We start from the raw sequence: 25,617 nt of genomic DNA, 5'->3' as shown, positions 1-25,617 counted from the left end.
GCGCGGTGGGACGCCCTACGGGTCCGCCGCGCCGTGCACCCGGCCGCCGCTCACGCGCTCCACCAGCCGGGCGACGGCGGGGTCCGTGTCCTTCTGGTGCCACGCCCAGGCGGCGCCCAGGAAGCCCAGGCCCAGGAGGACGAGGATGAGCCGGGCCAGGAACGAAGGACCGCCGCCTTCCGCCGCCATGGACTTCAGCCCACCACGCGGTTGCGGCCGGACTTCTTGGCCTTGTAGAGGTTCGCGTCCGCCACCTTGATGAACTGGGACGGCTCCGACATCTCCGACGCCACTTCCGCGACGCCCAGGGAGATGGTGACCGGGATGTCCTTGTCCTCGAAGAGGAAGCGCTTGTCCTCCACCAGCTTGCGGATCTTCTCCGCGAACAGGCGCGCCTTGTCCGGCCCATCCTCCGGCATGACGATGGCGAACTCCTCGCCGCCGTAGCGCGCGAAGCACTGCTCGCGCCGCACCAGCCGCTTGATGGACTGGGCCAGCTCCCGCAGCACGTAGTCGCCGGCCAGGTGGCCGTGCACGTCGTTGATCTGCTTGAAGTGGTCGATGTCGAACATCATCAACGACAGCGTGCGCTGGTACCGGTGCGAGCGGCCCATCTCCCGCTCCAGGTACTCCAGGAAGTAGCGCTTGTTGTTGATGCCGGTGAGACCGTCCGCGATGGTCAGCGTGTAGATGGTCTCGTGGTACTGCGTCTCGATGTTGTCGCCATCGAGGAACTTGAAGATGGAGCCGCCCACCTTCACCAGGTCCCCGCTGCGCAAGGGCTGCGCCTGGAGCACTTCCCGGTCGTTGAGGTAGGTGCCGTTGGTGGACTGGAGGTCCTCCACGAACATCTTCCCCTGGCGGCCCCAGATGCGAGCGTGGCGGCGGGACACGTTGTCCAGGTCCACCACGATGTGGTTGTGCTGGTCGCGACCGATGGTGAACTCGGTCTCTTCCAGCACGTACTTCTTGCCCAGCTCCGGTCCGTGGATCTGCACGAGACAGCACTCGGTGCCGCGCTCGGGTCCCGGGGTGAGACTGGAGATCTTGGTGACTCGCGTTTGGTCGCCAGACATCGCCCCTCCACGCTAGCACGCCAGGTCCGGGGAAGCCACGCAAGCCGGGAGGACGTAGCGGGTTGCGCCCCTCCTCCTACATGCTGGGAAACGAAGAGGTCGTTTCACTCCCATCCCCCATGCGGTTCGGCACTCAACGGAAAGCGTCGCAGGGCCCGTACGGGCATTGTGGGAAGGCGGCCTGGGGCTAACGTGGGAGGGACCTATGTCAAAGCTGCTGGCCATGATCCTGGCGGGAGGCGCGGGGACGCGCCTGGAACCCCTCACCCGCGAGCGCGCGAAGCCCGCGGTGCCGTTCGGGGGCCGCTATCGCATCATCGACTTCGTCCTCTCCAACTTCGCCAACTCCGGCGTGTACCGGATGAAGGTGCTGACGCAGTACAAGAGCGACTCGCTCAACAACCACCTGTCGCGCGCGTGGCGGATGACGGCGTTCCTGGGCCACTACGTGGAGGCCGTGCCCGCGCAGATGCGCACCGGCCTGGACTGGTACAAGGGCAGCGCGGACGCCATCTACCAGAACCTCAACATCATCACGGACGAGGAGCCGGACCACATCTTCGTCTTCGGCGCGGACCACGTGTACCGGATGGACGTCCGCAAGATGCTGGACTTCCACATCGCGCAGAAGGCGGCGTGCACGGTGGCGGCCATCCCCGTGCCCATCGAACAGGGGCACGAGTTCGGCATCATCGACGTGGGCCCGGACGGGCGGATGCTCCAGTTCCTGGAGAAGCCTCGCAACCCGCCGCCCATGCCGGGCAACCCGAGGATGTGCCTGGCGTCCATGGGCAACTACCTCTTCAGCACGGACACGCTGGTGAAGGAGGTGGTGCGCGACGCCGCGGACGAGACGAGCGCGCACGACTTCGGCAAGTCCATCATCAGCGAGCTGTACAAGCACGAGCCCGTGTACGTGTACGACTTCGCCCAGAACACGGTGGCCGGCCAGGAGGACAAGGAGCGCGGCTACTGGCGGGACGTGGGCAACATCGACGTGTACTACCAGTCCAACATGGACCTGGTGGAGGTGGACCCGACGTTCAACCTCTACAACGACCGCTGGCCCATCCACACGCAGCCCAACAACTACCCGCCGGCGAAGTTCGTCTTCGCGGACCGGGACAACAAGCGCGTGGGCATGGCCACGGACTCGCTGGTGGCGGAGGGCTGCATCATCTCCGGCGGCCGCGTGCACCGCTCCGTGCTGTCGCCGAAGGTGCGGGTGAACTCGTATTCGGAGGTGGAGGACTCCATCCTCTTCGAGAACGTCACCATCGGCCGGCGGTGCCGCATCAAGCGGGCCATCATCGACAAGAACGTGGAGATCCCCCCCGGGATGACCATTGGCTACGACACGGCGGAGGACAAGCGCCGCTTTCACGTCACCTCCGGCGGCGTCGTGGTCATCCCCAAGGGGATGAAGGTCACCTGAGCGGAGGGCCGCACGCGGCGGGCGCTCCCGGCGGACATCGGGCCGGGGCGCCCCACGCGCGACGGGGTCCTCAGGTGAAGGCGGCCTTCACGTCCGGGCGGTTGAGGAGGATGAGCGACCAGATGCCCGGGATGAGCCCCAGGCAGCAGCAGGGGCCGCAGCACGGGATGCAGCACAGGATGGCGGCGGTCATGGCCAGCCCGTAGCTCTGGAGGTTCTTCATCTTCCAGGCACCGAAGACCACCAGCCCGTTGAGCACGAGGATGGGGACCTGGGTCAGGACCCGGAAGCCCGGCGCGCTGGAGTAGGCGACGAAGCCGCGCAGCTTCTCCTGGAGGTCGGGCGGGTACTGAGACAGCACCTTGTCGAGGGCCGCCATCTGCGAGGCGGTGTCCGCCTGCGCCAGCATGCCGAAGAGCGAATACAGCACCCAGATGCCGCCCATCACCATCATCAGGATGGCGGGGACGGAGAGGTCCCGAGCCGCCTTGGCGCGAAAGAGTTCGGACTCCGGCGTCGGGGGAAGGCCTGGGGTTTCGTCCATGGCGCGCATTCCACCCAGCCCCAGGCCGCGCGCGCCAGCCAAAAGCCAGACACCGCGCCCCTTTTGTCGCCCGGCGGATTCCCAGGCGACAGAAAGGGGCGTGGCGGAGCGTCAGGCCGGCTGACGCATGGCCGCGACGGGGCGCTTCTCGAACGCGGCGAGCGTGGTGGCGATCTCCTGGTTCACCTGCCGCAGCATGTCCTGCTTCTCCCGGAACGGCATGAAGGCGCTCTTGAAGCCGGAGACGATGACGGTGGTGAGGTCCTCCAGCGACAGGCCCAGCTGGCGGTGCGCCAGCCACAGCTCCTTCGTCACCGTGGTGTCGGTGATGAGGCGGTTGTCGGTGTTGATGGTCACGCGCAGGCCGTAGTCGAAGTAGAACTTGAGCGGGTGCGAATCCAGGGAGGACACCGCGCCCGTCTGGACGTTGGAGGACGGGCAGACCTCCATGGGGATGCGGTGGTCGTTGACGTAGTTGAGCAGGTCCCCGTCCTCGCGCAGCCGGGTCCCGTGGCCGATGCGGTGCGCGCCCAGGGAGTGGATGGCCTGGGAGATGGACTCCGGACCGAACGCCTCACCGGCGTGCGCGGTGCAGTTGACGTTGTTCTTGAGGATGAGGCGGAAGGCGTCCAGGTGGTCCTTGGCCGGGAAGCTGGCCTCCGCGCCCGCCAGGTCGAAGCCGACGACGCCGCGGTTCTTGTACGCGACGGAGAGCTCCGCCAGCCGCATGGACGTCTGCGGGTTGATGTGGCGGATGCCGCAGACGATGACGGCGCACTTGATGCCCGTCTCGCGCTTGGCGGCGCGCAGGCCCTCCAGCACGGAGTCGATGACGGTGGTCATCTTCAGGCCCTTCTGCAGGTGCAGCGCGGGCGAGTAGCGCACCTCCAGCCAGCGCACGTTCTCCGCGGCGGCGTCCACGGCCAGCTCATAGGCGGCGCGGTAGAGGGACTCCGCGGTCTGGAGGACGGAGAGCGTCACGTCGAACGCGACCAGGTACTCCTCCAGGCTCTTGCACACCTGGCCCATGTGGATGGCCCGGGCGAGGCCGTCCTCGGTGTCGGCCATGAGCTTGATCTTCTGCTCCTCGGCCAGCTCCAGGATGGTCTTCAGCCGCATGGACCCGTCCAGGTGGCAGTGCAGGTCCGTCTTGGGGAGCGCGTGGAGCAGCTCCTCGGTCACCGCCAGCGTGGGGGGCGGGATGATGTCCGAGCGCCGGGCGGATGAAGGGATGCCGGTGGCGTTGGGGGTTTCGTCTTCACGAATCGTGGGCATGGTCGAAGTTCCTCGCTTGCGTCATCCTCTCCCAAACCATGCCGTCTCGCGCCTGTCCACGCCCGCTCCTGGTACCCTGCCTGACGTTGACGCTCGCCGTCATGGCGTGCCAGCGGTCCCCGGCGGACCCGGCGTTCCAGTTCTCCAGCGACGCCTCGTCGCGGACCGGGCTCACGGCGCTGGCGGACGGGGTGCTGCTGGGCAACGAGGCCGGCGCGGTGTTGCGCCTGGACCGGGAGGGCCAACCGGTCTGGACCGCCCGGCTGGGCCGGGAGGTGGCGGTGGCCCCCGCCGTCGCGGGCGACGGGGTCATCGCGGGCAACGTGGTGGGCGACGTCGTCTGCCTCGCGCTGGAGGATGGCAAGGAGCGCTGGCGCCTGGGAGGCGAGCCCCCCGTGCTGACGCCGCCGGTGGTGGATGGCGCCGGAACCACCGTCTTCCTGGTGGCTCCAGACAGCTCGGTGCGCGCCCTGGCGGTGGACTCCGGCCAGGTGCGCTGGAAGCGGCCGGCGGTGAAGCCCCAGCAGGCCGCGGCCCCCAGGGCAACGGAAGGGGATGCCGGGGCCCCGGCGGTCGCCCTGCCCGTGCCCGGGGTGGCGCCCTCGCCTCCGCCCGCGCCCGTGCTGGTGGAGGGGGTGCTGGTGGTGGCGCTCGGCGACGCCGGGGTGTGGGCGCTGGACGCGGAGAGCGGCGCGGCGCGGTGGTCCCTGCCGGTGAAGGACGTGGTGGGGATGGACTCGGAGCGCGACACCGTCTTCGTGGCCACGCGCCCGGGGCGGGTGCTGGCGCTGGCGGTGAAGGACGGCGGCACGCGCTGGGAACACTCCTTCGCGGACGGCGTGACGGGACCTCCGGCCCGAGCGCTGGGCGCGCTGTGGCTGGGGGCCGCGCCCTCGTCGGTGGTGGGCCTGTCCACCTCCGAGGGCCGGGAGGTCGCGCGGGTGGAGCTGCCCTCCCCGCTGGTGGGGCGGGTGCAGGTGGGGCTGGAGGACCTGCTGCTGGTGCCCACGTCCGGGCACGAGGGCCGCCTGGTCGCGCTCAAGGCCCCGGGCTGGACGCAGGCGTTCACGGTGCGCGCGGATACGCCGCTGCGCACGCGGCCGGTGGTGCGCGGGCCGCGGGTGTTCGTGCTGGGCCTGGACGGCCGGGTGCTCGCGTGGCGCCTGCGGGCGCCGCCTCCTCGCTGACGGCTAGCCCGCGGAGCCGGGCCGCGAGTCCGCGCCCGCCGCGGCGGCGTCCGACGACTCCACGAAGTCCAGGTCGCGGTGGAAGGTCTCCGCCAGCCGAGACAGCGCCACGAGCGCCAGGACGAAGCACACCGAGCCCACGGCGAGCGCCGCGTGCGCCACGGTGAGGTGGCCCTTGAGGTAGCCGAAGGCGCTGGCCGCGAGCACCGCGGAGCCGCGCACGAAGTTGGGCACCGTCGTCGCCACCGTGGCGCGGATGTTGGTGCCGAACTGCTCGGCCGCCATCGTCACCAGCATGGCCCAGTAGCCCACGGTCAGGCCGATGAAGAAGCTCAAGACGTAGATAAGCGTGGGCGTGAGGCCCGGCATCAGCCCGTACACGAGCACCAGCGCGAACCACGCGCACAGGCTGAAGCCCACCGCGCGCTTGCGACTCTGGAGCCACTGGCTCAGCACGCCCGACAGCAGGTCGCCCAGCGTCAGGCCGATGCTGCCGAAGAGGATGGCGTTGCCCGCCGTCACCGTGCCCTGCACGTGGAGCCCCGCCGTCAGCTCCGGCGCGAAGACGAAGAGGATGCCCGTGGTGAAGTAGATGGGCACGCCCACGAGGATGCAGCCCAGGTAGCGCAGGAAGCGGCCCTCCTGGAAGAGCAGCAGCGCGTTGCCCTTCGCGGGGCCCGCCTTCTGGGCGAAGAGGGCGGACTCGGACACCTTGAAGCGGGCGAAGAGGAGCAGGAGCCCCAGCACGCCGCCCGTGACGTAGGCCGCCTTCCAGTGCAGGTGCTGGGCGACCAGCGCCGCGACGACGATGCCCAGCATGCCCAGCGTGGCGACGACGGTGGTGCCCAGGCCGCGCTTCTCCTTCGGCAGGGACTCCGCCACCAGGGTGATGGCCGCGCCCAGCTCGCCCGCGAGCCCCAGGCCGCCCAGGAAGCGGCACACGGCATAGCTGGGCACGTCCCAGACGAAGGGGTTCAGCAGGTTCGCCACCGAGTACAGGAGGATGGAGCCGAACATCACCGACAGCCGCCCCCGCCGGTCCCCGAGCACGCCCCAGAAGAGGCCACCCACCATCATCCCCGCCATCTGCGCGTTGTAGATGACGAGCCCGCTCTGGAGGATGTCCGCGGGGTCGGTGAGGCCCAGGTCCTTCAGCGACGCGACCCGCACCACGCCGAACAACGTGATGTCGAAGAGATCGACGAAGTACCCCAGACCCGCCACGAGGACGGTGAGGTTCAGGACCGCGCGCAAATCCCGGAGGCGTGCCATGGCGTGCGATTAGGAGCGTTCGCCGCGCCCGTGGCAAGCCTGGATTCCTCCGGGAGGCCTTTCCCGAGGGCGCCTGCCCGCCAGGGATGTCTCGCGGGGGCTCGGACTTCGCTGGAAGTGAAACACAGACACCCGGACGCTGGAGGCCGCGCGGTGATGCCGGGCGCGGCGTGAAACACAGACATCCGCTGCCTGGGGGCAGACTTCCCCACCCCGGGAGCAGCGAGGAGCCGCGCCAGGCCCGGGAGGACAGCGCAGGGTGGGCTCCGCCCTCCTGGCGTCCCCGCCAGGGGGTGCCAGCCGATCCACACGGAGGGGTGCTTCCAGAAGAATTCCCTGGAAGGTAGGTTTTACCGCATGTCCGTGTTGGAGGTCGTGGCGTGGCAGCGCGTGGTGGGGCTGGGCGTGTTGCTGGCCATGGGCAGCCCCGCGTGGGCGGCCGGGCCGTGGCGGGCCGTCGTGCGCGTGGGGGCGGCCGAGGACCGCGCACTGCTGGAGCGGGTGCGAGGACAGAGCAGCGACCTGCCGGTGGTGTTCGAGGTGGAGGTGGGGCCCGCCCTGGAGATGAGCCCCGGTGGGGCGTGGCGCGAGGCGGAGCGGATGGCGGCGCGCCAGGACGCTCGCGCGGTGCTGTGGTTCAGGCGGGACGGGCTGGAGCTCAGCGTGTCGGTGGCGGCCCCGCGGACGGGGCACCTGTTCGTGCGGACCGCGCGGGTGGAGGGAGCGCCGAAGACGCTGACGTGGTCCGTGGGCGCGGAGGCGCTGGCGCTGACGGTGCGCTCGGCGCTGCGCGCGGTGGACGCGGGTGAGCCCCTGGGCGAGCTCGTCGCGCCCCCACCCCCACCTCCCGTGGAGCCGCCCCCGCCAACGCCTCCGCCTGCTCCAGCCCCCGTGGCGGCGGCTCCGGTGGTGGCGGCTCCGATGCCCTCCTCCGAGGGAGCGTTCCTCCAGGTGGGGCTGCACGCCGCGCTGGACGGGTATCACTCCGGGGGGCAGCAGGGCCTGTCCCTGGGCGCGGGGTGGGCGGGCCGGGTGCTGCGGCTTCGCGCGCAGGTGCTGGCGGCGCGGCCCGTGCACCTTCGCGACGCGTACACGGACCTCCAGCTGGGGCAGGGCGCGGCGCTGGTGTGGGCGGACGTGCCCTTCGCGACCGCAGGGAGCTGGGAGGGGACGGTGGGACTGGGGGCGGGTGTGGCGGGCTTCTGGCGGCGCACGGAGGCCCGGTCCCAGGACGTGGAGCCGGCGCCCTCGCGCTTGCTGGCGGCGTTCGTCGTGGGGCCGGCGGTGCGGGTGGCGTGGCGGTTGGGACCGGCGCTCGCGCTGGAGGCGGCGCTGTCCGGGGAGGTGCTCCTGGGGCGGCCGCGGCTGGGCTACTCCGTGGAGGGCGGCTTCGTGCTTCGAGAGGACGGCTGGTCCGTGCGGCCCCGGCTGGGAGTGGGGATGGTGATGTTTCCATGAGCACCGATGACCCGTTTTCGCGCCGGCCCCCCTCCCTGGGGGACATGAGGAGTTCGGGCTCACAGGCGACCGTCGCCTCCCGGGAGGCGGAGGACGCCCGGTTGGCGGCGGCCGTGCGGGGTCAGCGCGCCGCGACGGAAGCCCTGCTCCTGGAGCTGCTGCCCCGGGTCCGCAACCTGGTGCGCTACCTGGTGCGGGGAGACTCGGACGTGGAGGACATCGCCCAGGAGTCACTGATCGCGCTGGTGCGAGGCCTGCCCACCTATCGCGGGGAGGGGCGCTTCCACGGCTGGGTGGACCGGGTGGTGGTGCGCACCACGTTCGCGTGGCTCAAGCGTTCTCGCGGGCGCGAGGCCCGCTACAGTGAGTACCCGGTGGAGTTGCTGACGGTGCCGTCCGACGAAGCGCCGGCGGACGAGTACCTGCATCGCCGGCACCTGGTGACGTTGTTGGACAGGCTTTCGACGGAGCAGCGGCACGCGCTGGTGCTGCACCACGTCCTGGAATTGAGCGTGCAGGAGATTTCGACGGAGCTGGGCGTCCCCTTCGAGACCGTGCGCAGCCGGCTGCGCCTGGGACGCACCGCGCTGCGCGCGCTGGCCTCGGACGCGGAAGGACCAGAGGGGGAAACGGCATGAGTCCCCTGCCCCCCGACGACGGTGACGCGGAGCCCGTGGACGACCTCCTGCGCCCGCTGGACGACGGCAGTGGACCGGCGCGGCGGCTCTCCCGGCAGCGCTCGAGCGCGCTCGTGCAGGCGGCGCTGGACGCGGCGCTCGTGCAGGACGTGCCCGAGCGGCCTCGCGGGCGCAGGCGGCCTCCGGTCTGGTTGATGACGGGCGCGGCGCTCGTCTTCGCCGGGGCCTCGGCCGCCGCCGTGTGGCACTTCTCTCAGCCCGCGCGGCCCGTGCCGGAGGTGCTGACGCCGCACGTCCCCGAGCCGACGCGCATCGCCACGCTGGAGCCGGTGCCGCTGCCCAGACAGGCGCCGCCCGAGCCCTTCGTCATCGAACATCCCCACCCCGCCCATCCGACCCTCACCGTGCGCGAGTCGTCGAAGCCGGAGGACCTGCTGCGGCAGGCGAACGCGCTTCGCTCGGAGGGGAAGTGGAGGGACGCGGAAGGGTTGTACCTGCGCGTCATCCGCGCGGAGCCGTCGTCCCTGGCCGCGTACGTCGCGCGAGTGGCCTCGGGGGCGCTGCGGCTGGAGCACCTGGGAGATGCGCGCGGGGCCTTGCGGCAGTTCCAGGACGCGGTGCGGTTGCAGCCCGGGGGCATCTTGGATCCGGAGGCCCGCCACGGCGTGGCGGAAGCGCACCGGGCCCTGGGCGATACGGAGGCGGAGGCCCGGGCCCTGGGCGAGTTCCTGGCGCTGCATCCCGACTCGCCGCTGAGCGCCGCGTCGCGCGGTCGGCTGCGGGAGTTGTCGCCGCCATGATGCGCGGGATGCGCGCAACCGGCATGCGGCCCGAAGGCTCACGGCGGGCCCCAAGCGCCCTCCCCTGCACGGAGTTCGGCCCGCACGTCTTCGACATGGGACTCGCGGGCTCGAGGCATCGCGCGAGCGCCGCCTCCACGAAGCTCGGCCTGCACATCTTCGGCACGAGGCTCGAGGCCGCGAAGCACGGCACGAACGCCGCGTCCACGAAGCGTGGCCTCGCACGCGCCCTTCCCTGGGCCGCGCTGCTGAGCGCCGCATGCACCGTGAGCGATCCGGTCGCCACGCTGCATTCTCCAGATGCCGGAGGCGACATCCCGGACGCCTGGGCCGAGCACTGCGCGAACAGTGGACCGCCCCTCCTCTTGGGGGATCCCGCCGCGGGCCCCCTGCTGTGCAGCGGCCGTCTCGCGCAGACGCTGTTCCGCCGCGCGGCCTGCTCCTGCGAGGGCCTGTCGCTCAGCGCCCCCTTCGCCACGGATGCGTTCCGGAGCACCGTGGGCCCCTACACTCCCGGGGGCACGGGCGGCGACGTGGGCGTCAATGGTGGCCTCGCCGCGAACGACCGCGTCACGGTGGGCGGCTCACTCCAGGTGGGCAGCCTTCAACTCGGCAATCCCCTGTCCGTGGGAGGCAGCCTGCACAGCAATGGCCCCCTCGCCGGTCCCGGCACCTCGGCCACTGTCGCCGGCGATGCATGGGTGAACGGCGACGTGTCCCTCGCGGCGTTCACCGTGGGCGGCGTGCTCACCCTTCCCCCGGAGTTCACGCCCGGCCCGGCCCAGGCCGCCGAGCTGCGCCGCGAGCCCGTCGCGTCCGTCGTCCCCTGCGCGTGCGACGCCGCGTCCCGCTTCGATCCGGGCGCGCTCATCGCCCACCACACCGTGGACAACGACAACGCCGCCATCGGACTGGACCCGGCGGCCCTCGTGGACGTCACCGGGGAGCGCGTGCTGGAGCTCCCGTGTGGCCGCTTCGTGCTCACGCGCGTCGCCGGCCCCGGCCACGCCACGCTGCGCATCCGAGGCCGCACCGCGCTGTTCATCCCCGGCGGCGTGAACCTGCTCGAAGCGCTCACCGTGGACGTGCAGCCCCCGGGAGAGCTGGACCTGTTCCTCGCGGGGGGATTCCTCGTATCCGGCCAGCTCACGCTGGGCTCCTCCGCCCTGCCCTCGCGCGTGCGCGTCTACGTGGCCGGCACGCAGGCGCTGGACATCTCCGCCGGCAGCACGCTCGCCGGCAACCTCTACGCGCCCCAGGCCGCGCTCAACCTGAGCGGCAACGCGGAGGTCTTCGGGTCCTTCTTCGTTCGCCACCTGGAAGCATCCGGCGCGGTGCGGGTGCACCACGACGCGGACGTGCTCACCGCTGGCGCCGCGTGCCCCAACGGCTAGCGCCTCAGCGGAACACGACGGTCTTGTGCCCGTTGAGCAGGATGCGGTGCTGCACGAACCACGTCACCGCGCGGCCCAGCACCATGCTCTCCACGTCGCGCCCCATGGCCGTCAGCGCTTCGGGCGACAGCGTGTGGTCCACGCGCTCCACGTCCTGTTCGATGATGGGTCCCTCGTCCAGGTCGCCCGTGACGAAGTGGGCCGTCGCGCCAATCAGCTTCACGCCCCGGTCGTACGCCTGCTGGTAGGGCCGAGCCCCCTTGAAGCTGGGCAGGAACGAATGGTGGATGTTGATGAGCCGCCCCCGCAGCGCATCGCACGTCTCCGCCGAGAGGATCTGCATGTACCGGGCGAGCACCACCAGGTCCACCCGCTGCTCGTGCACCAACTCCAACAGCCGCGCCTCCTGCTGGGCCTTGTTCTCCGCCGTCACCGGCAGGTGATGGAACGGGATGTCGTGGGACGCGGCCAGTTGGTAGAAGTCGCGGTGGTTGGACACGATGGCCGGAATCTCCACCGGCAGGATGCCGCTGCGGTAGCGATACAGCAGGTCGTTCAGGCAGTGGCCAATCTTCGAGACCATCAACAGCATGCGGGGCTTCACCGCCGCGTCATGCAGGTGCCAGTCCATGGAGAAGCGCGGCGCGAGCACCGCGAACGCCTCGCGCAGCGCCGCGGGTTCGGTCTTCGCCAGCTCATCCGCGAAGTGCACGCGCATGAAGAACAGCCGCGTCTGCGGGTCGCCGTACTGCGCGCTGTCGAGGATGTTGCAACCGTGCTCGGCGAGCCATCCGGAGACGGCGTGGACGATGCCACGCTGATCCGGACAGGACAGCGTGAGGATGTACTGGGTGGGGCGCTCGGTCATGGGCGGCCGCGACTATAGCCCCGGCCCGCGACCGCCGTGCCCGGCGCACCGGGGAGTGTCCAATGCCCAGGACGCTTCACCGCCCGTCCAGGCCCGCGGCGTTCACTGGATGTCGGAAGGCCTGTCCACCTCGCGATGACATCGCCGCCGCACGGGCCTTGCGCGAAGCCACCCACCCCCGTGGCATTCCGCGTGGGGGAGACTTCCCTCCCGGCGAAGCGAACCTAGATTCTGGGCTGTCATGGCCGAAGCCCGTCCCTCCGACGCGCCCCGCCGCCGCCGTCCGGTGCAGGAGTCGCTGCGCGAGTACGGCCGCGGCATCGCGGGCGGCCTGCTCTTCAGCCTCCCGCTGCTCTACACGATGGAGGTCTGGTGGGCGGGCTTCACGTCCCATCCGGCCAACGTGCTGGGCTATCTGCTGGGCACATACGTGCTGCTGCTCGGGTACAACCGCTACGGCGGTTTCCGCCGGGACGTGTGTTGGTTCGACGTCTTCACCGACTCGCTGGAGGAGCTGGGCGTGGGGCTGCTCGTGTCGGTGGTCGTGCTGGTGCTCATTGGCCGCATCACCCGGGGCACCTCGCTGCCAGAGGCGGTGGGCATGGCGGTGGTGGAGGCGGGAACGGTGGCCATCGGCGTGTCCGTGGGCACCGCGCAGCTGGGCGGACAGCACCGGGAGGAGGCGACGGAGGAGGACCGGAAGCGGCTGGAGTCCGCGGATCACGTCCCCGGCCAGCTCGTCATCGCGTTCTGTGGCGCGGTGTTGTTCGCCGCCAACGTGGCGCCCACGGAGGAGGTCGTGATGATCGCCGTGGAGACATCCCCCTGGCGCCTGCTGGGGCTCGCCGTGCTGTCGTTGTTGCTGGGCGGGCTCATCCTGTTCCAGAGCGACTTCACCCGGGCGAAGCGCTTCACGCGCCGCCGCCTGCGCCGGGACGTGCTGGCGGGGACGGTCATCACCTACGCCATCGCGCTCGTGTCCAGCGCGCTCGTGCTGTGGTTCTTCGGCCGGTTCGACGGCAACGGGCCCAGCGTGTGCGTGGCGCAGGTGGTGGTGCTGGGACTGGCGTCGACGCTGGGCGCGTCGGCGGGAAGGCTGCTCATCCAATCATGAGGATGTCCTGGAACTGGCTGGAGGGCGTCGTGTTCACGGCGAGCTGTGTGCTCGTGGCGCTGGTGCTGGGCTACCTCGCGGTGGAGGCGTGGACGACAGGACACGGTCCGCCGGACCTGACCGTGCAGGTGGGCACGCCCGTACACGGCGGCGGCGAATGGAGGGTGCCCATCACGGTGACGAACCACGGCGACACCGCGGCCGAGGAAGTCCACGTGCGCGTGTCCCCGCGGGGAGGACGCACGCCGAGGGAGGAGACGGAGTTCGTGCTGGCGTACGTGCCGCGCCATTCGAAGCGCGAGGGCTGGGTGTCCTTCCGCGAGGCGCCTTCTCCCGAGGGCGTGGAAGCCCGGGCGATGGGATTCGCGACGCCGTGACGCGCTGCTATCCTGACTCCGTGACGGGGGACAGGGCATGCGTGCGAAGAGGGTGTTGTCTTGGGCAGGGGTGCTCATCATCGGCCTGGGCGTGGCGCTGCTGTCCTTTCCGGCTTCACGCACCGCCGACACCTCCGCGCCCCAGCCCCACCGCGACGCCGACACCCGCGCCTGGGGAGTGTTCCTCCCGCGCCTTCTGACGTCGCATGACGAAGACTCGCGGCGCATCCGCGGAGTCGTGCGCGACGTCCACGGTCCCGTCGCGGGGGCGCGCGTGTCCGCCTCCCGCGTGGAGCCCGAGGTGACGCTGTCGGAGCGCTCCTGCCCTCCTTCGGACAGCGCGCCCGCCGCCCCCGGTGGCGCTCCGCCCCGGCTGATGGAGTGCTGGGAAGAAGCCTTCGACGAGCTCGTGGAACAGGTGGACCTGCGCGAAGGCGAAGCACCCATCGTCGCGGAGACCCTCAGCGCGGAGGACGGCACCTTCGTCCTCGATGGGCTCTTGGGAGGGGAGGTCACGCTCCAGGCCACCAGCGGACAGGGCGTGGCGATGCGAACCCACGTGGCGCCGGGCCGAGAGGGCGTGGTGCTCGCGCTCGAGGAAGGCCTCTTCTTCGAGGGCATCGTCACGAATCCCCCTCCCGAGCGGGAGCCCATCCCGGAGGCTCGGATCACCGTCTTCTCCCGCGAGAGCACGCGCTTCTTCCCTGGGACCAGCGGCACGGACGGACGCTTCCGGATCGGGCCCGTGCCACCCGCGGGCTACGCCATCCTCGTCACCGCGGGAAACCGGAGCCCCCTGCTGCGCATCCGCGCCAATGCGCTCGGCAGCGATACCTTCATCCTGGATCCTTCCGCGCGCTACGCGGGTCAGGTGGTGACGGCGACGGGAGCCCCCGCGCACGGGCTCCCCGTCAAGCTGTACGTGCCCAGCGTCGCGCCCGCGTGGCGCACCACCGTCACGGATGCGCAGGGGCGCTTCGCCTTCCGTTCGGTGGACACGCCGCCCGGGCACCTCTTCGTGGAGACCACGGAGCACGGCGCCTTCGCGCACATCCACACCGAGCCCCGCGAGGACCTGCGCCTCACGCTCGGCCCCGGCCTGTTCGTGGAAGGAACCGTGCGGGACGAGAGCGGGAGTCCGGTCCCCGGTGCGCGGGTCCAGGCACAGCGACTCGATGAGGACTCGCCGTCGCCACGCGGACAGACCGTGACGGACGCGAAGGGCCATTACCGGCTGGGGCCCCTCTATCGCCTGCCCCACTTCGTGGGCGCCAGTGCCCCGCGCCATGTCCCCACCGAGCCGAAGTACCAGGAGTTCGAAGAGGACGCCGCGTCGCTCGACTTCACCCTCCAGCGCGCCGTCACCGTGGAGGGGGTCCTCGTGGATGAAGAGGGACAGCCGCTCGCGGACCGGGAGCTCCTGCTTCACCTGGACGAGGCCTCGAGCCCCGCCGAGGCCATCGTCGTGGACAGCACCCGCTCGGACGCGGCCGGACGCTTCGTCCTGGGCGCGGCGGAGGAGGGGCCCGCGTGGATCGAAGTCCAGGACGCGGCCTTCATCCCCCAGCGATTCCCGGTGGAGCGCCCCTCACGGGAGGCGCGACTGGTGGCACGAAAGGGCGCGAGCGTGTCCGTCACCGTCCTGGGCACGGCGGGAGCCCCGGTGGGCGACGCGCGCGTCACGCTCTGGAAGCGCGACGCGAGAGGGGAAGCCGCCCAGGTCGGCGAAACGGACGTGGAGGGGCAGGTGTTGCTCCAGGGCATCCCCGTGGGGGCGTACGTGGCGGAGGCGACGGTCCCGGGACGGGCCCTGGACCCGAGCGTCACGCAACCGCTGGACGTCACGGACAAGGGGCTGTCGGCCATCACCCTGCGGCTGAGGGAGGGCCGCACGCTGCGGGGCGTGGTCGTGAATGCCCAGGGCCTGCCCCTTCGCGGCGTGGGCATCCGCGCGGACATCCCGGACGGGGACCAGCCCCACTACATCGCCGCGACGCCCAGGATGGGCCTGCCTCCCGAGGGCGTCCTCACGGACGCAGAAGGCCGCTTCACCCTGCGCCAGCTCAGCGCGCCCCGCTACATGCTCACCGTGAAGCTGCAAGGCCACGTCCTGGATGCCTCCGGCTCGCAGGGCATCCACCCCGGGGACGAGGACACCGTGGAGGTGAACAGCGACGCGGGTGAGGTCCGGCTGTTGCTCCGGCGCATCCCCCATGTGCGGGGCTCCGTCGTCGCGGAGGGAGGAGAGGCGCTGGACGGCTTCGCGGTGAACGGCCGCTCGTCACACGAGTCGGGCGGCCGTTTCGATCACCCCCTCTTCCAGCCGATGGGGCCCCAGCGGTTGGTGGTGGAGGCAAGGGGCTTCGCGACCGTGAATCGCATCATCACGCCCGTGGGAGGCGAAGACGTGGACGTGGGCACGATCACGCTGACACCAGGAAGGACCCTGCGAGTCTTCCTGCGCGATGCCGCGACGGGCGAGCCGTTCAACGGGCGCGTCCGCGACAACTCGGGGGAGTGGGCCACGGTGTCCATCGGCTATTGGATCCACGGGGAAAGCACCGTGGATGGGCCTCCCTACCTGCGCCCCTCCGGGATGAAGCCATGGCAGGACGGCGGGCTGCTGCTGGAGCACGTGCCGACCACGCCGTTCACGCTCGAAGTGCGCACCCAGATGCACCTGCCGCTGCGCGTGGCGGTCGGCGCGGCGGAGAAGAGCATCACCGTCTCGCTCGACCCTGGCGCCCGGGTGACAGGCCATGTCCGGGACGCAAAGGGCCAGCCGCTCGCGGCCTGGCTCACCTTCACCCGCTCCGATGGCACGACACTCCAACGCAACCTCGAGCCTGGGGACTTCGCCTTCCATGGCATTCCCCCCGCCCTCTACACCGTGAATGCCCACCCCTCTGACACGGAAAACAAAGCCGTCTTCCCAGCACGCACGGTCCGGATTCCTCCGAGCGGCGATGTCCTGCTCGCCTTCGACGCCCTGGGCACCGGCGCCACCGTCGAGCTGCGGCTCCCGGAAGACGCGGACACCGCGCTCCTGATGCCTGGGCAGGTCCCCGCGCCGGGCGACGTCAGGGCCCTCGAACACCTGCGCCTCCAGCAGCACCCAATGGAGGAGTGGCGCGGCACAGCGGCCGTCTTCAGCCGAGTCCCCGCGGGCCACTACACCCTCATCGTCGGCACCCGAGGCAAGGACCGCTTCCACCGCGAGGAGCTGGACGTGCCCGCCGAAGGCACGCGGATCCTCGAAGTGAAGCCGGTCTGGACGCCCCTCGCGCGCTGAGACGCGCTGGAGACCGGGCCGCGAGCCGCCTCTCCCAAGACAAGGCGGCTCGCGTGGTTCCTGGCAGGGTGCGTCCGCCTACGGGACGCGCTCCCAGGCATCCGCCCAGGCGATGCCCGTGCCCGGCGCGTAGTACAGCGCCACGCCCTGGCACCAGCCGGAGTACGGGAAGGGCTTGCACTGGTAGATGAGCCCGTCCGTGCCCTCCACCCGCGTGCCCGCCGTGTAGTTGGAGATGCCGGCCGGGTACTTGTACTGCGCGGATCCACCACCGGTGCCGCCATCACCGCCGCCGCCCGTGGACGGCTTCTCGATGTCGACCTGGAACGTGTAGCCCGTCTCCTTCCCATACACGCGGTTGCCCAGCGCATCCTCCGAGGGCTTCACCGTGCCGGTGGTCTGGAGCACGCCCACCTGCACGCGGCTGGAGACCGCGTTCACCTGCTGCGCCAGCCGGTAGATCCACGTGGCCGCCGGGGTGGCCGCGTCGAGCGTCAGCGGATGGGACTCCGCGTCGCGGCCCGCGCTGTCGAAGAGACGGAACGTCACCTTGCTGCCCTTGGGCAGGTCCTCGCGGGCCTGCACCTGACCCAATTCCTTCCACGACGTCGGCGGGGGCGGCGTGTTGGTGAACTTCACGTCCGTGCAGGCGTAGAAGGCCTCCGGGCTGTCGGCGCGCTGCCAGATGGCGTAGATGACGTGGGCGCCCGTCTTGTTCGCCGGGAAGGGACAGTTGAGACGGTAGCGGTTGTTCACCGCGGACACGTTGGTGACGTTGCAGAAGGGCGACGCCTCCAGGTCGGACCACTTCAGGGGCAGCGCCGGGTTGTAGCCCTCCTTCGTCACGAAGAGCTGGAAGTAGCCCGTGGCGTGCACCGCGGTGGCGTGGAAGACGAACTCGAACCGGCCACTGCTGTCCGGGGTGATGAGCGTGGACGGCCAGTCCGTGCGCGCCAGGTCCAGGCCCTTGTGGCTCTCATTGGCGGCGCTGCACAGCTTGCCATCCGGGATGATTTCGCGGTGTCGCCCGTCGGCGGCGCCCTGCCGGACGCCGTTCCAGTCATACAGCGCCTGGGTTCCTCCCGCCTGCACCGCGGCCTTGCAGGCGGCGGACTGGGGATTCTCCGGCCCCTCCTTGAAACAGCCGTAGACGCGGCTGATGGGCACTTCCATGGAGCCGTGCGCCGCCGCCTGGCTGGCGGACAGCAGGGACACGACGGCGAGCGATGCTGAGAGGGCCCTGCGAATCGATGGGAACATCCCTTCCTCCTGTTCGCGAGGAAGGGAGGAAGGGCGTCATCCATTCGGGTCAAAGGCAGGCGCGAAAAAGTCCTCCGCGCCCTGCCCGACCGCCGTCGCTCAGGCCAGCATCTCCGTCAGCAGGCCCTTGGGAAGCGTGGGGTCGCCGAAGTCATCCAGCGCGCCCCCGGCCGCGTTGCGCAGGCCCACCGCGGCGCCCAGCGTGTTGAGCATCTTGTTGAGGTTGGGGTTGGTGTTGCCCGCGGACGCCGTCACCGCCACGCCCTGCTTGAGGTAGCCGTTGCAGCTGCCCGCCAGGATGAAGGGGATGTTGCGCGCCGAGTGCGCCGGCCCGTTGCCCAGGTCGTTGAACCAGACGGACACGCCCTGGTCCACCAGCTTCTTGCCATCCGGCAGGACGTACGCCGCCAACCGGTCCAGCAGGTAGTTGAAGGTCCGGGCGAACTGCGCGTCCACCCGCGAGTGCAGCACGTCCGACCCGGCGATGATGCCGCCCGAAGAGTCGTGCGACGTCCGGCGGTGGGAGATGTAGTGGAAGTTCTCCATCAACTGCCCCGTCGTGGGGTCCCGGTAGCGCGTGGCGCTGTCGTTGCCATTGCCCACCTGGATGGCCACGGAGCGCGTGGTGCCGCACGCCACCGCCAGCACCGCGATGTCCATGTGCAGCCGCACCGTGGCCAGCACCTCGTCGCCGTCCGTGCTGTTGTAGCCGGGCGCCTGCTGCTGGAGCCGCAGCTCCTCGTCCGCGCGGGCGCGGCAGCTCAACGCCACCTCCAGGTCGCGCACGTTGGACAGGTGCAGATCCAACCGCTGCCGGTCCGTGGAGCTCAGCTCCGGCCGCGACTGGAGCGCCTTCAGCTGGCCCGACACCAGGTCGTTGAGGCTCTTCTGGCGCACGAGCAGCTGCTCGCGCGCCTCCGGCGTGAGGCCCCCGGGGCCGCCCACCATCGTCTGGTAGGCCACCCACGGGTCGTGCAGCGCGGCCCGGCGCGACGCGCTGCCACGGTGGGAGATGCAGGGCCCGCCCAGCCAGCCGCCGGCCTGCCCCGCGTAGAGGAAGAGCGAGTCGCGCTTCTGGGGGTTCAGCTCCCGGCCGATGCGGTGGTCCAGCGACTCGCCGGACGCCTCGGAGTCGCCGCCCACGCCCTCCACGGCGGGGCCGCGACCGGTGAGGGCCTGCAGGGCGCCCCGGGCGTGGCCGTCCCCGTAGTTATAGTCCTTCATGTTGACGTTGCGCACCACCAGCAGGCGCGCGCGGTGGTCCGCCAGCTCCACCAGCGACTTGCCCGCGAGCGTCGTGGTGGAGAGGTTGCCCAACGGCTCCGGCCAGAAGCGCTCCGGCTCGTTGCCCAGCTCCGTGGTGCTCTGCGCGGCGGCCACGCCATCCGCCTGGCGCAGGAAGATGGCGAAGGGCAGCGCGCCCGCCTCCGCCGCATGGGCCTTCCGGGGCAGCAGCCCCTCCAGCACCGGCAGCCCCAACACGGCCCCACCCAGGCCCTGCAACACGAGTCGACGGCTCAGTTTCACGGCAGCTCCTCCGGGTGGCGGTTCACGAAGCCCACGCCCGTGACCACTTCGACGACCAGCTCCACGATGGGCAGCTGCCCCGCCTGCGACAGCTTCCCCAGCCGCGTCACCAGCGCCTCGTCCTCCGTGGCCGCGGGGCGTCCGCTCAGGAACTCCACCCAGTGGCGCGCGTAGCACTCGTGCACCGCCTGCGCGTTCGCGAGCGCGTCCGCCAGGTCCAGCGCGTCCTTCACCGACACCTTCTGTCCGCCGATGGCCGGCGCCGACGTGGCGTTCACCGGCTGCCCGTTGTCCGTCGTGCGATAGCCGCCCACGGCGTCGAAGTTCTCGAAGGGGAAGCCCAGCGGGTTGATGAGCGTCGCGTGGCAGCTGGCGCACACCGTGCCGGGCGCCTCCGTGTGCGACGTCACCACCTCCCGGTTGGTGCGGCCGTTGGGCGCGGGCAGCGCGGGGATGTTGGCCGGCGGCGCGCCAATCTTCTGACACAGCAGGTGCTCCGACAGGAACACGCCGCGGTGGATGGGGTCCGGGTCCAACGACGTCGCGTGCGACGCGAGGAAGCCCACCTGGGTGAGCACGCCCCGGCGCTGCGCACCGTCCAGCGTCGCCGGGACGAAGTCCGCGGTGAACGTCCCGGTGAGGCCATAGATGCGCGCCAGCTCGTCGTTGACGAACGTGTCGCGCGACGTGAGCAGGTCCGCGAAGCGCCCCTTGCGCCCGAAGACGACGTCCTGGACGAAGAGCGTGTTCTCCTTCGCCGCGGACTCCGCCAGCTTCGCGGTGACGTTGGGGAAGCGCGTGGTGTTCGGACGGATGATGGAATAGCGGGGCACGTCGAAGACGGCCTGGTGGTACGCGTTCACCACGTCGCGCGCCCGGGGGTCCGCCATCATCCGGCGCGCCTCGGCCGCCACGCCCTCGCGCTTCGCCAGCTGCCCATCCCGGGCGGCGGCGAACAGCGCGTCATCCGGCATGGAGTTCCAGAGCGCGTAGCTCAGGCGTGACGCCACCTCGAACGCGTCCAGCGGCACCTTCCCGTCCGCCGCCTGCGTGCTGCGCTCCACGCGGTAGAGGAACAGGGGCGACTGGAGGAAGCCCTCCAGCACCATCCGCAGGCCGCCCTGGAAGGCCGCCATCGTCGGGTAGGCCTCCGGTCCCTTGCGGTACAGCACCAGATACGCCGCCACCTCGTCCGCGGTCAGCGGCCGACGCGCGGCGCGCAGGCCGAAGGACTCCACGAACGCCTTCGCGCGCGCTTCGTCCGTGGTGGTGCCCGCGGGCAACAGCCTGCCCAGCTTCGTCGCGTCCGTGGCCACCTGTCCGGCCAGGTCCGCCGCCGCGCGCTGGTACGCGCCCCACAGCGCCTCGTCCACCGACAGCGCGCGAGCGTCGTTGTCGAAGAGGAAGCCGCTCTGGGACGGGTCCGCGCGGAACGTCTGCGCCAGCGCCGTGGGCGGCGCGTCCAGCTTCAGCAGCGCCTGCACGCTGCTCACCCACTGCGCATGCGTCAGCCGGGCGACACGCACCGAACGGGCCGGCTGCTCCACCGCCGCCGGGGGATTGTTCGTGCCGTCTGGACCGCCGCCCGGGCCCGGACCGCCGGGCTTCGCCGCGTCCAGGATCTGCCCTTCACAGCCACCCAGCAAACCCACGGAGGCCGCGAGCAGCGCGGAACTCCACCATCGTCGACGTCGCGCCATCGGGGGAGCGCCTCCGTTCGTTGGAGGCCATCCCAATGGGGATGCGTTTGGATGTCAATCCGCACACCGGCCGGGCAATCCCCCTGTCACATCGCCACTGAAAACAAATGTCGACACGAGATCCAGGGGGTGTGGAACCCACCCTTCAGCCGGGGATGAGGAACCGCGCGATGACACGCTTGAGGCCCACGTTTCCGCCGAACTCCACCGTGACCTTGGCGTTGGGACCGCTGCCCTCCGCAGAGATGATGCGCCCGGAACCAAACTGTTCGTGGCGCACGCGCATGCCGCGCACGTCCCCGCCCACGCCCTCCATGTCGGACGCCTGCGAATAGCTGCGGTCGACGCGCGGGCCCGTCTCGTCCTCGTCCCACGCGCGGCGGCGCTGGGGCATGGCGGCGGAGGCGCGGGGCGGCGGCGGCAGGTCGTTCTCCTTGAAACCGAAGAGCGCCTGCGGCACGTCCGCGAGGAATCGGCTGGGCGGGTTGTATTTGAGCTCGCCGAAGAGGGAGCGGCACTGCGCCAGGCTCACGAAGAGCCGCTTGCGCGCGCGGGTGAAGCCCACGTAGCAGAGGCGGCGCTCCTCGGCCATCTCCTCGCCGCCATCGGGCTCCTCGCTCTTCAGCGCGCGCGAGTGCGGGAAGACGCCCTCCTCCAGGCCCGTCATGAACACGGCGTCGAACTCCAGACCCTTGGCGGCGTGCAACGTCATCAGCGCCACGCGGCCCTCGCTCACCTCCGCGTCCGCTTCGCCCACCAGGCTGATCTGCTCCAGGAAGGCCTGGAGCGACGGCACGTCCGCGGTGAGCGGCGCGGAGTCCACGCCCTCCGGCGCCTCCTCCTCCCGCGCCTCGGCGGCCGCCGCGGAGGCCACCGCGTCCGAGGCGCGCTTCAGGTCGAACTCCTGCGCCGCGCCCACGAGCTCCTTCAGGTTCTCCGCGCGGGTGAGCGCTTCGTCGCTGCCCTCGGCGACGAGCGTCTCCACCAGCTTCGTCTCCTTGAGCATCTGGTCCACCGCGCCCGCCGCGTCCTTCGCCGTCTGGGCGAAGGCGTGCAGCGACTGGAGCAGCTGGTGGAAGCCGCCCAGCCGCTTCTGCGCGGTGGCGTTGAGGGCGGGGATGCGGTGGCGCTCGCCCAGGGCCTCGTAGAGGCTCAGTCCCTCCTGGTTGGCGAAGTCCGTCAGCCGCTCCTCGGTGGTGTCACCGATGCCGCGCGCCGGCACGTTGAGCACGCGCAAGAGGTCCGCGTCCGAGCGCGGGGACACCATCAGCCGCAGGTACGCGGACGCGTCACGCACCTCCGCGCGGTCGTAGAAGCTGCGCCCGCTCACCAGCGTGTACGGCACGCGCGCCAGCCGCAGCGCCTCCTCCAGCACGCGGCTCTGCGCGTTGGTCCGGTAGAACACCGCCATGCTGGAGAACTTGATGAAGCCCTCGCGCTGGACGGCGAGGATGCGCCGGGCCACCTCCTGCGCCTCCGCCCGTTCGTCGCGGTGGAGCAGCAGCTCCAGGTGCTCTCCCTGGGGCCGCTCGCTCCAGAGCTTCTTCTGCATGCGGCGCGGGTTCTTGGAGATGACCTCGTGCGCGGCGGTGAGGATGTTCTGGTCGGAGCGGTAGTTCTGCTCCAGCTTCACCACCTTCGCGCCCGGATACTGCTGGGGGAAGTTCAGGATGTTGTCCACGTTCGCGCCGCGCCAGCGGTAGATGGACTGGTCGTCGTCTCCCACCACCACCAGGTTCGCGGACGGCGGCGGGGCCAGCTGCCGCAGGAACGCGTACTGCACGGGGTTGGTGTCCTGGAACTCATCCACCAGCACGTGGGTGAAGCGCGTGCGGTAGCGCTCCAGCACGTCCGGCCGGTCGCGGAAGAGCTTCACGAGCAGCAGCAGCAGGTCCCCGAAGTCCACGGCGTTCGCCGCGCGGAGCAGCTTCTGGTAGCCCGCGTACACGCGCTTGACCAGCTGCCCCCGGACGTCGTCCTGCTCCACGTGCATGTCGTCCGGCAGGCGCGCGGCGTTCTTCTCCTGGTCGATGCAGTGCAGGATTTCGCGCGGCTGCATCACCGGCTCCACGCCCGCGTCGCGCATGGCGCGCTTGACGAGGCTCAGCTGGTCGCCATCGTCGTAGATGACGAACGACCGCGTCAGGCCCGCGGCCTCCGCCTCGCGGCGCAGGATCATGGCGGCGGCGGAGTGGAACGTGCTCACCACCAGGTCGTTGGCCTGGGCGCCCATCAGGTGCGTGAGGCGCTCGCGCATCTCGCGCGCGGCCTTGTTCGTGAAGGTGACGGCCAGGATGCGCCAGGGGAAGACGCGGCGCACCTTCACCAGGTGGGCGACCCGGCGGGTGATGACGCGCGTCTTGCCGCTGCCGGCGCCCGACAGCACGAGCAGCGGGCCGTCGCCGTGGAGCACGGCTTCCGCCTGGGGCGGGTTGAGGTCTTCGAGGAGGACGGATTCGTGGGCGTTCACGGGGTTTCCACCAGGGGAAGAACCCCGCCTTCTAACGTCTTTCGCCCGCCCATGTGGGGTCTTCCGCCGCCCCCTGGCGCCCGCTGGGCCGTCCGCCCCCGGGACGGGCGGGAGCGTGGGGTATAAAAGAAGGACATCCGCCATGTCCGACACCCCTCCGCCCCCTCCCGCGCCTCCGTCCCAGGCCCAACTCGACCGCTTCGCGGAGCAGTTCAACCAGAGCCTCACCCTGCGCCACTTCGGCGCCCACATGTCCTTTCCAGAGGGACGCATGGTGCGAGTGACGCTGGCCCCGGTGCAGGCCCAGCACCGGGGCGGCCTGGGCAGCTCCGCCGTCAACGGCGGCATCATCTCCGCCCTCTTCGACTTCGCCATCGGCTGCACGCCGGCGCTCCGGGACCCCACCCGCCGCTGCGCCACCATCCAGCTGTCCACCAGCTTCGAGCGCCCCGCCACCGGCGACCACCTCCGGGTGGAGGCCGTCATCGACCATGGCGGCCCGTCCACCCTCTTCGCCTCCGCCAGGCTGCTGGACGCCGAGGGCCGGGTGTGCGCCCGCTGCCAGGGCGTCGTGCGCGTCTCTTCCCAACCCTGGGCCAACGGCGAGAGCCCCGCCACCAACTGACCTTCCCCCACCCTTGCCCCTTTTCGTCGATATGCCCGTCCTGGCGCCGCGTTTCCCCAGAAGCCCGGGGCACGCGACGTCCCCGGAGGACACCCGCGGCGGGCCACAGGACGAGGGCATGGATGCAGCCGTACAGGGCTTGGGGATGACGACCCTCCAGTCACGGCAGGACGCAGGCAGGGCTCCCTCGCCCGCGACGCCGGACGAAGAGGCGCTGTCGAAGCGGGCCCTGGCCGGGGACCGTGCCGCGTGGGACGCGCTCATCGCGCGTCACCAGCGCCGGGTGGTGGTGTCGCTGCTCGCCCGGGGCCTCCGGGTGGACCGGGCCCAGGAGCTGGCCCAGGAGACGTGGGCGCGCCTCATCCAGCAGCAGCAGCGGGGCCTGCTCGCGGAGCTTCGCCTGCCCCACCTGGCGCTCACGCAGGCCTCGTTCCTCGCGTCGGACGAGGCCCGGCGCGCGCGGCGCGAGTCGGTGGACGGCACCGTGGAGGACCTGCCGGAGCGGCAGCAGCCGGTGGACCCCACGCAGTCCGCGGAGAAGCGCCTCCTGTCGGAGGAGCAGCTCGCGCGGGCCCGCGACGCGCTGGAGCAGGTATCGCCGAGCGCGCGGAACGTCTTTCTCCTGGCCTGTGACGGCCAGGGACTTCCGCATGCGGAGGTCGCCTCCCGCGTCGGGCTGTCCGTCCAGCGCGTGCGACAGATTTTGTGCGAGGTCCGCAAGAAGCTGCGCACCGCGCTCGAAGAGGAAAACCATGTCTAGCCCCACCCCCCACCTCACCCGCGACCGCACGGAGCAGTACCTGCTGGGCGCGCTGCCGCCCGACGCCGAGGCGGAGCTGGAGGTGCACACCCTCACGTGCGAGCCCTGTGCGCGACTGCTCCAGGAAGAGGCGCTGCTGGAGGAGCAGCTGTACCAGGTCGCCGCCGCCACGCCCCGCGACGCGGTCGTCGTGCGGCCCGCGCGCTGGCACCGGCCCATGGCCGCCGCCGCGGCCCTGGTGGCGCTGGCCGCCTCCGTGTTCCTGCTGCTGCGCACCGAAGGGCGGACGTCGCCCGAAGCCGTGACGCCCGTGGAGGCCCCGGTCGCGGCGGTGCTGGAGGCGGAGAACGAACGAGCGCCCGGGGACATCGTGGTGGCGTGCCCGGACCTGGCCACGCAGGAGCACTGCCTGCGGGCCGCGGGCGCGCGCGGGTTGCTCGTGTACCATCCGGGTGGACGGGGCGAGGTCCCCCGCTACGACGCGTCCAGCGGGCTGTCCCAGGTCGAGCTGAACTCGCGGCCGGCCGCGCTGTGAGGACTCCCGC

At 71.1% G+C, this 25,617-nt stretch carries 22 protein-coding genes; 12 read left to right on the top strand and 10 right to left on the bottom strand.

Annotated features, from left to right (window positions below):
- Positions 1-15 precede the first annotated feature (15 nt).
- A complete protein-coding gene (locus tag GTY96_RS37110) occupies positions 16-189 on the bottom strand; it encodes a hypothetical protein (protein WP_186001740.1) in 174 nt (57 codons plus the stop codon).
- 5 nt (positions 190-194) lie between these two features.
- On the bottom strand, positions 195-1,076 hold the full coding sequence (locus GTY96_RS03405; RefSeq protein WP_143898458.1) for a diguanylate cyclase: 882 nt from the start codon (positions 1,074-1,076) through the stop codon (positions 195-197).
- Between the two features lie 205 nt (positions 1,077-1,281).
- Here GTY96_RS03405 and glgC point away from each other — a divergent pair, with 205 nt between their 5' ends.
- Positions 1,282-2,511: a glucose-1-phosphate adenylyltransferase gene (gene glgC, locus GTY96_RS03400; protein ID WP_143898456.1), complete on the top strand. Its 1,230-nt coding sequence runs from the start codon at positions 1,282-1,284 to the stop codon at positions 2,509-2,511.
- A 70-nt stretch (positions 2,512-2,581) separates the two neighbouring features.
- Here glgC and GTY96_RS03395 read toward each other — a convergent pair whose 3' ends face one another.
- Complete coding sequence (locus tag GTY96_RS03395; RefSeq protein WP_201755768.1) at positions 2,582-3,055, bottom strand: hypothetical protein; 474 nt, start codon at positions 3,053-3,055, stop codon at positions 2,582-2,584.
- Positions 3,056-3,166: 111 nt separating this feature from the next.
- Positions 3,167-4,330, bottom strand: a complete 1,164-nt coding sequence (gene add / locus GTY96_RS03390; RefSeq protein WP_143898454.1) for an adenosine deaminase — start codon at positions 4,328-4,330, stop codon at positions 3,167-3,169.
- A gap of 101 nt (positions 4,331-4,431) precedes the next feature.
- On the opposite strand from add, the gene GTY96_RS38165 reads away from it, so the two are divergent.
- Positions 4,432-5,517 (top strand): outer membrane protein assembly factor BamB family protein, encoded by a 1,086-nt coding sequence (locus tag GTY96_RS38165; protein ID WP_268903911.1) that lies wholly within the window; start codon positions 4,432-4,434, stop codon positions 5,515-5,517.
- Positions 5,518-5,520: 3 nt separating this feature from the next.
- Here GTY96_RS38165 and GTY96_RS03380 read toward each other — a convergent pair whose 3' ends face one another.
- Complete coding sequence (locus tag GTY96_RS03380) at positions 5,521-6,789, bottom strand: MFS transporter (protein WP_143898450.1); 1,269 nt, start codon at positions 6,787-6,789, stop codon at positions 5,521-5,523.
- Between the two features lie 357 nt (positions 6,790-7,146).
- Between GTY96_RS03380 and GTY96_RS03375 the strand changes: the two genes are divergently transcribed.
- The 4 genes from GTY96_RS03375 to GTY96_RS03360 are packed head-to-tail and all read left to right on the top strand — an operon-like array spanning position 7,147 to position 11,079.
- Positions 7,147-8,247, top strand: a complete 1,101-nt coding sequence (locus GTY96_RS03375) for a hypothetical protein (protein WP_161663810.1) — start codon at positions 7,147-7,149, stop codon at positions 8,245-8,247.
- Positions 8,244-8,885, top strand: a complete 642-nt coding sequence (locus GTY96_RS03370; protein ID WP_201755767.1) for an RNA polymerase sigma factor — start codon at positions 8,244-8,246, stop codon at positions 8,883-8,885. The genes GTY96_RS03375 and GTY96_RS03370 overlap by 4 nt, the downstream gene beginning before the upstream one ends.
- On the top strand, positions 8,882-9,685 hold the full coding sequence (locus GTY96_RS03365) for a tetratricopeptide repeat protein (RefSeq protein ID WP_161663809.1): 804 nt from the start codon (positions 8,882-8,884) through the stop codon (positions 9,683-9,685). The genes GTY96_RS03370 and GTY96_RS03365 overlap by 4 nt, the downstream gene beginning before the upstream one ends.
- Positions 9,686-9,693: 8 nt before the next feature.
- Entirely contained in the window at positions 9,694-11,079 is a 1,386-nt protein-coding gene (locus GTY96_RS03360) for a DUF7305 domain-containing protein (RefSeq protein ID WP_235685299.1), read from the top strand.
- Positions 11,080-11,083: 4 nt separating this feature from the next.
- Here GTY96_RS03360 and purU read toward each other — a convergent pair whose 3' ends face one another.
- Positions 11,084-11,947: a formyltetrahydrofolate deformylase gene (gene purU, locus GTY96_RS03355; RefSeq protein WP_161663808.1), complete on the bottom strand. Its 864-nt coding sequence runs from the start codon at positions 11,945-11,947 to the stop codon at positions 11,084-11,086.
- A 241-nt stretch (positions 11,948-12,188) separates the two neighbouring features.
- On the opposite strand from purU, the gene GTY96_RS03350 reads away from it, so the two are divergent.
- From GTY96_RS03350 to GTY96_RS03340, 3 genes are read left to right on the top strand one after another with little or no spacing between them, the layout of a single operon-like run.
- The gene (locus GTY96_RS03350) at positions 12,189-13,061 is read left to right on the top strand and encodes a TIGR02587 family membrane protein (protein WP_161663807.1); all 873 of its coding nucleotides are present in this window, start codon (positions 12,189-12,191) and stop codon (positions 13,059-13,061) included.
- Positions 13,058-13,438 carry a hypothetical protein gene (locus GTY96_RS03345; RefSeq protein ID WP_161663806.1) on the top strand — a complete coding sequence of 127 codons (381 nt, stop codon included), beginning with the start codon at positions 13,058-13,060 and terminating at the stop codon, positions 13,436-13,438. The genes GTY96_RS03350 and GTY96_RS03345 overlap by 4 nt, the downstream gene beginning before the upstream one ends.
- 37 nt (positions 13,439-13,475) lie before the next feature.
- Entirely contained in the window at positions 13,476-16,730 is a 3,255-nt protein-coding gene (locus tag GTY96_RS03340) for a carboxypeptidase regulatory-like domain-containing protein (RefSeq protein ID WP_161663805.1), read from the top strand.
- Positions 16,731-16,808: 78 nt separating this feature from the next.
- Here GTY96_RS03340 and GTY96_RS03335 read toward each other — a convergent pair whose 3' ends face one another.
- The 4 genes from GTY96_RS03335 to GTY96_RS03320 all read right to left on the bottom strand — a co-directional run bounded on the left by GTY96_RS03335 (position 16,809) and on the right by GTY96_RS03320 (position 23,687).
- Positions 16,809-17,990, bottom strand: a complete 1,182-nt coding sequence (locus GTY96_RS03335; RefSeq protein ID WP_143898438.1) for a lytic polysaccharide monooxygenase — start codon at positions 17,988-17,990, stop codon at positions 16,809-16,811.
- A 99-nt stretch (positions 17,991-18,089) separates the two neighbouring features.
- Entirely contained in the window at positions 18,090-19,517 is a 1,428-nt protein-coding gene (locus GTY96_RS03330) for a DUF1552 domain-containing protein (RefSeq protein ID WP_143898436.1), read from the bottom strand.
- Positions 19,514-21,217, bottom strand: coding sequence for a DUF1592 domain-containing protein (locus tag GTY96_RS03325; RefSeq protein WP_161663804.1), 1,704 nt, complete (start codon positions 21,215-21,217; stop codon positions 19,514-19,516). Before GTY96_RS03325 ends, GTY96_RS03330 begins: the two co-directional genes overlap by 4 nt.
- 145 nt (positions 21,218-21,362) lie before the next feature.
- On the bottom strand, positions 21,363-23,687 hold the full coding sequence (locus GTY96_RS03320; RefSeq protein ID WP_161663803.1) for an ATP-dependent helicase: 2,325 nt from the start codon (positions 23,685-23,687) through the stop codon (positions 21,363-21,365).
- 142 nt (positions 23,688-23,829) lie between these two features.
- Between GTY96_RS03320 and GTY96_RS38160 the strand changes: the two genes are divergently transcribed.
- From GTY96_RS38160 to GTY96_RS03305, 3 genes are all read left to right on the top strand, one after another.
- Complete coding sequence (locus GTY96_RS38160; RefSeq protein ID WP_143898430.1) at positions 23,830-24,312, top strand: PaaI family thioesterase; 483 nt, start codon at positions 23,830-23,832, stop codon at positions 24,310-24,312.
- Between the two features lie 118 nt (positions 24,313-24,430).
- Positions 24,431-25,072 (top strand): RNA polymerase sigma factor, encoded by a 642-nt coding sequence (locus tag GTY96_RS03310; RefSeq protein WP_143898428.1) that lies wholly within the window; start codon positions 24,431-24,433, stop codon positions 25,070-25,072.
- The gene (locus GTY96_RS03305; RefSeq protein WP_143898426.1) at positions 25,065-25,607 is read left to right on the top strand and encodes a zf-HC2 domain-containing protein; all 543 of its coding nucleotides are present in this window, start codon (positions 25,065-25,067) and stop codon (positions 25,605-25,607) included. The genes GTY96_RS03310 and GTY96_RS03305 overlap by 8 nt, the downstream gene beginning before the upstream one ends.
- Positions 25,608-25,617: the final 10 nt, after the last annotated feature.

The organism is Corallococcus silvisoli (assembly GCF_009909145.1).
GTDB classification, from domain to species: Bacteria; Myxococcota; Myxococcia; order Myxococcales; family Myxococcaceae; genus Corallococcus; species Corallococcus silvisoli.
This window is presented reverse-complemented; position numbering and strand designations above follow the sequence as displayed.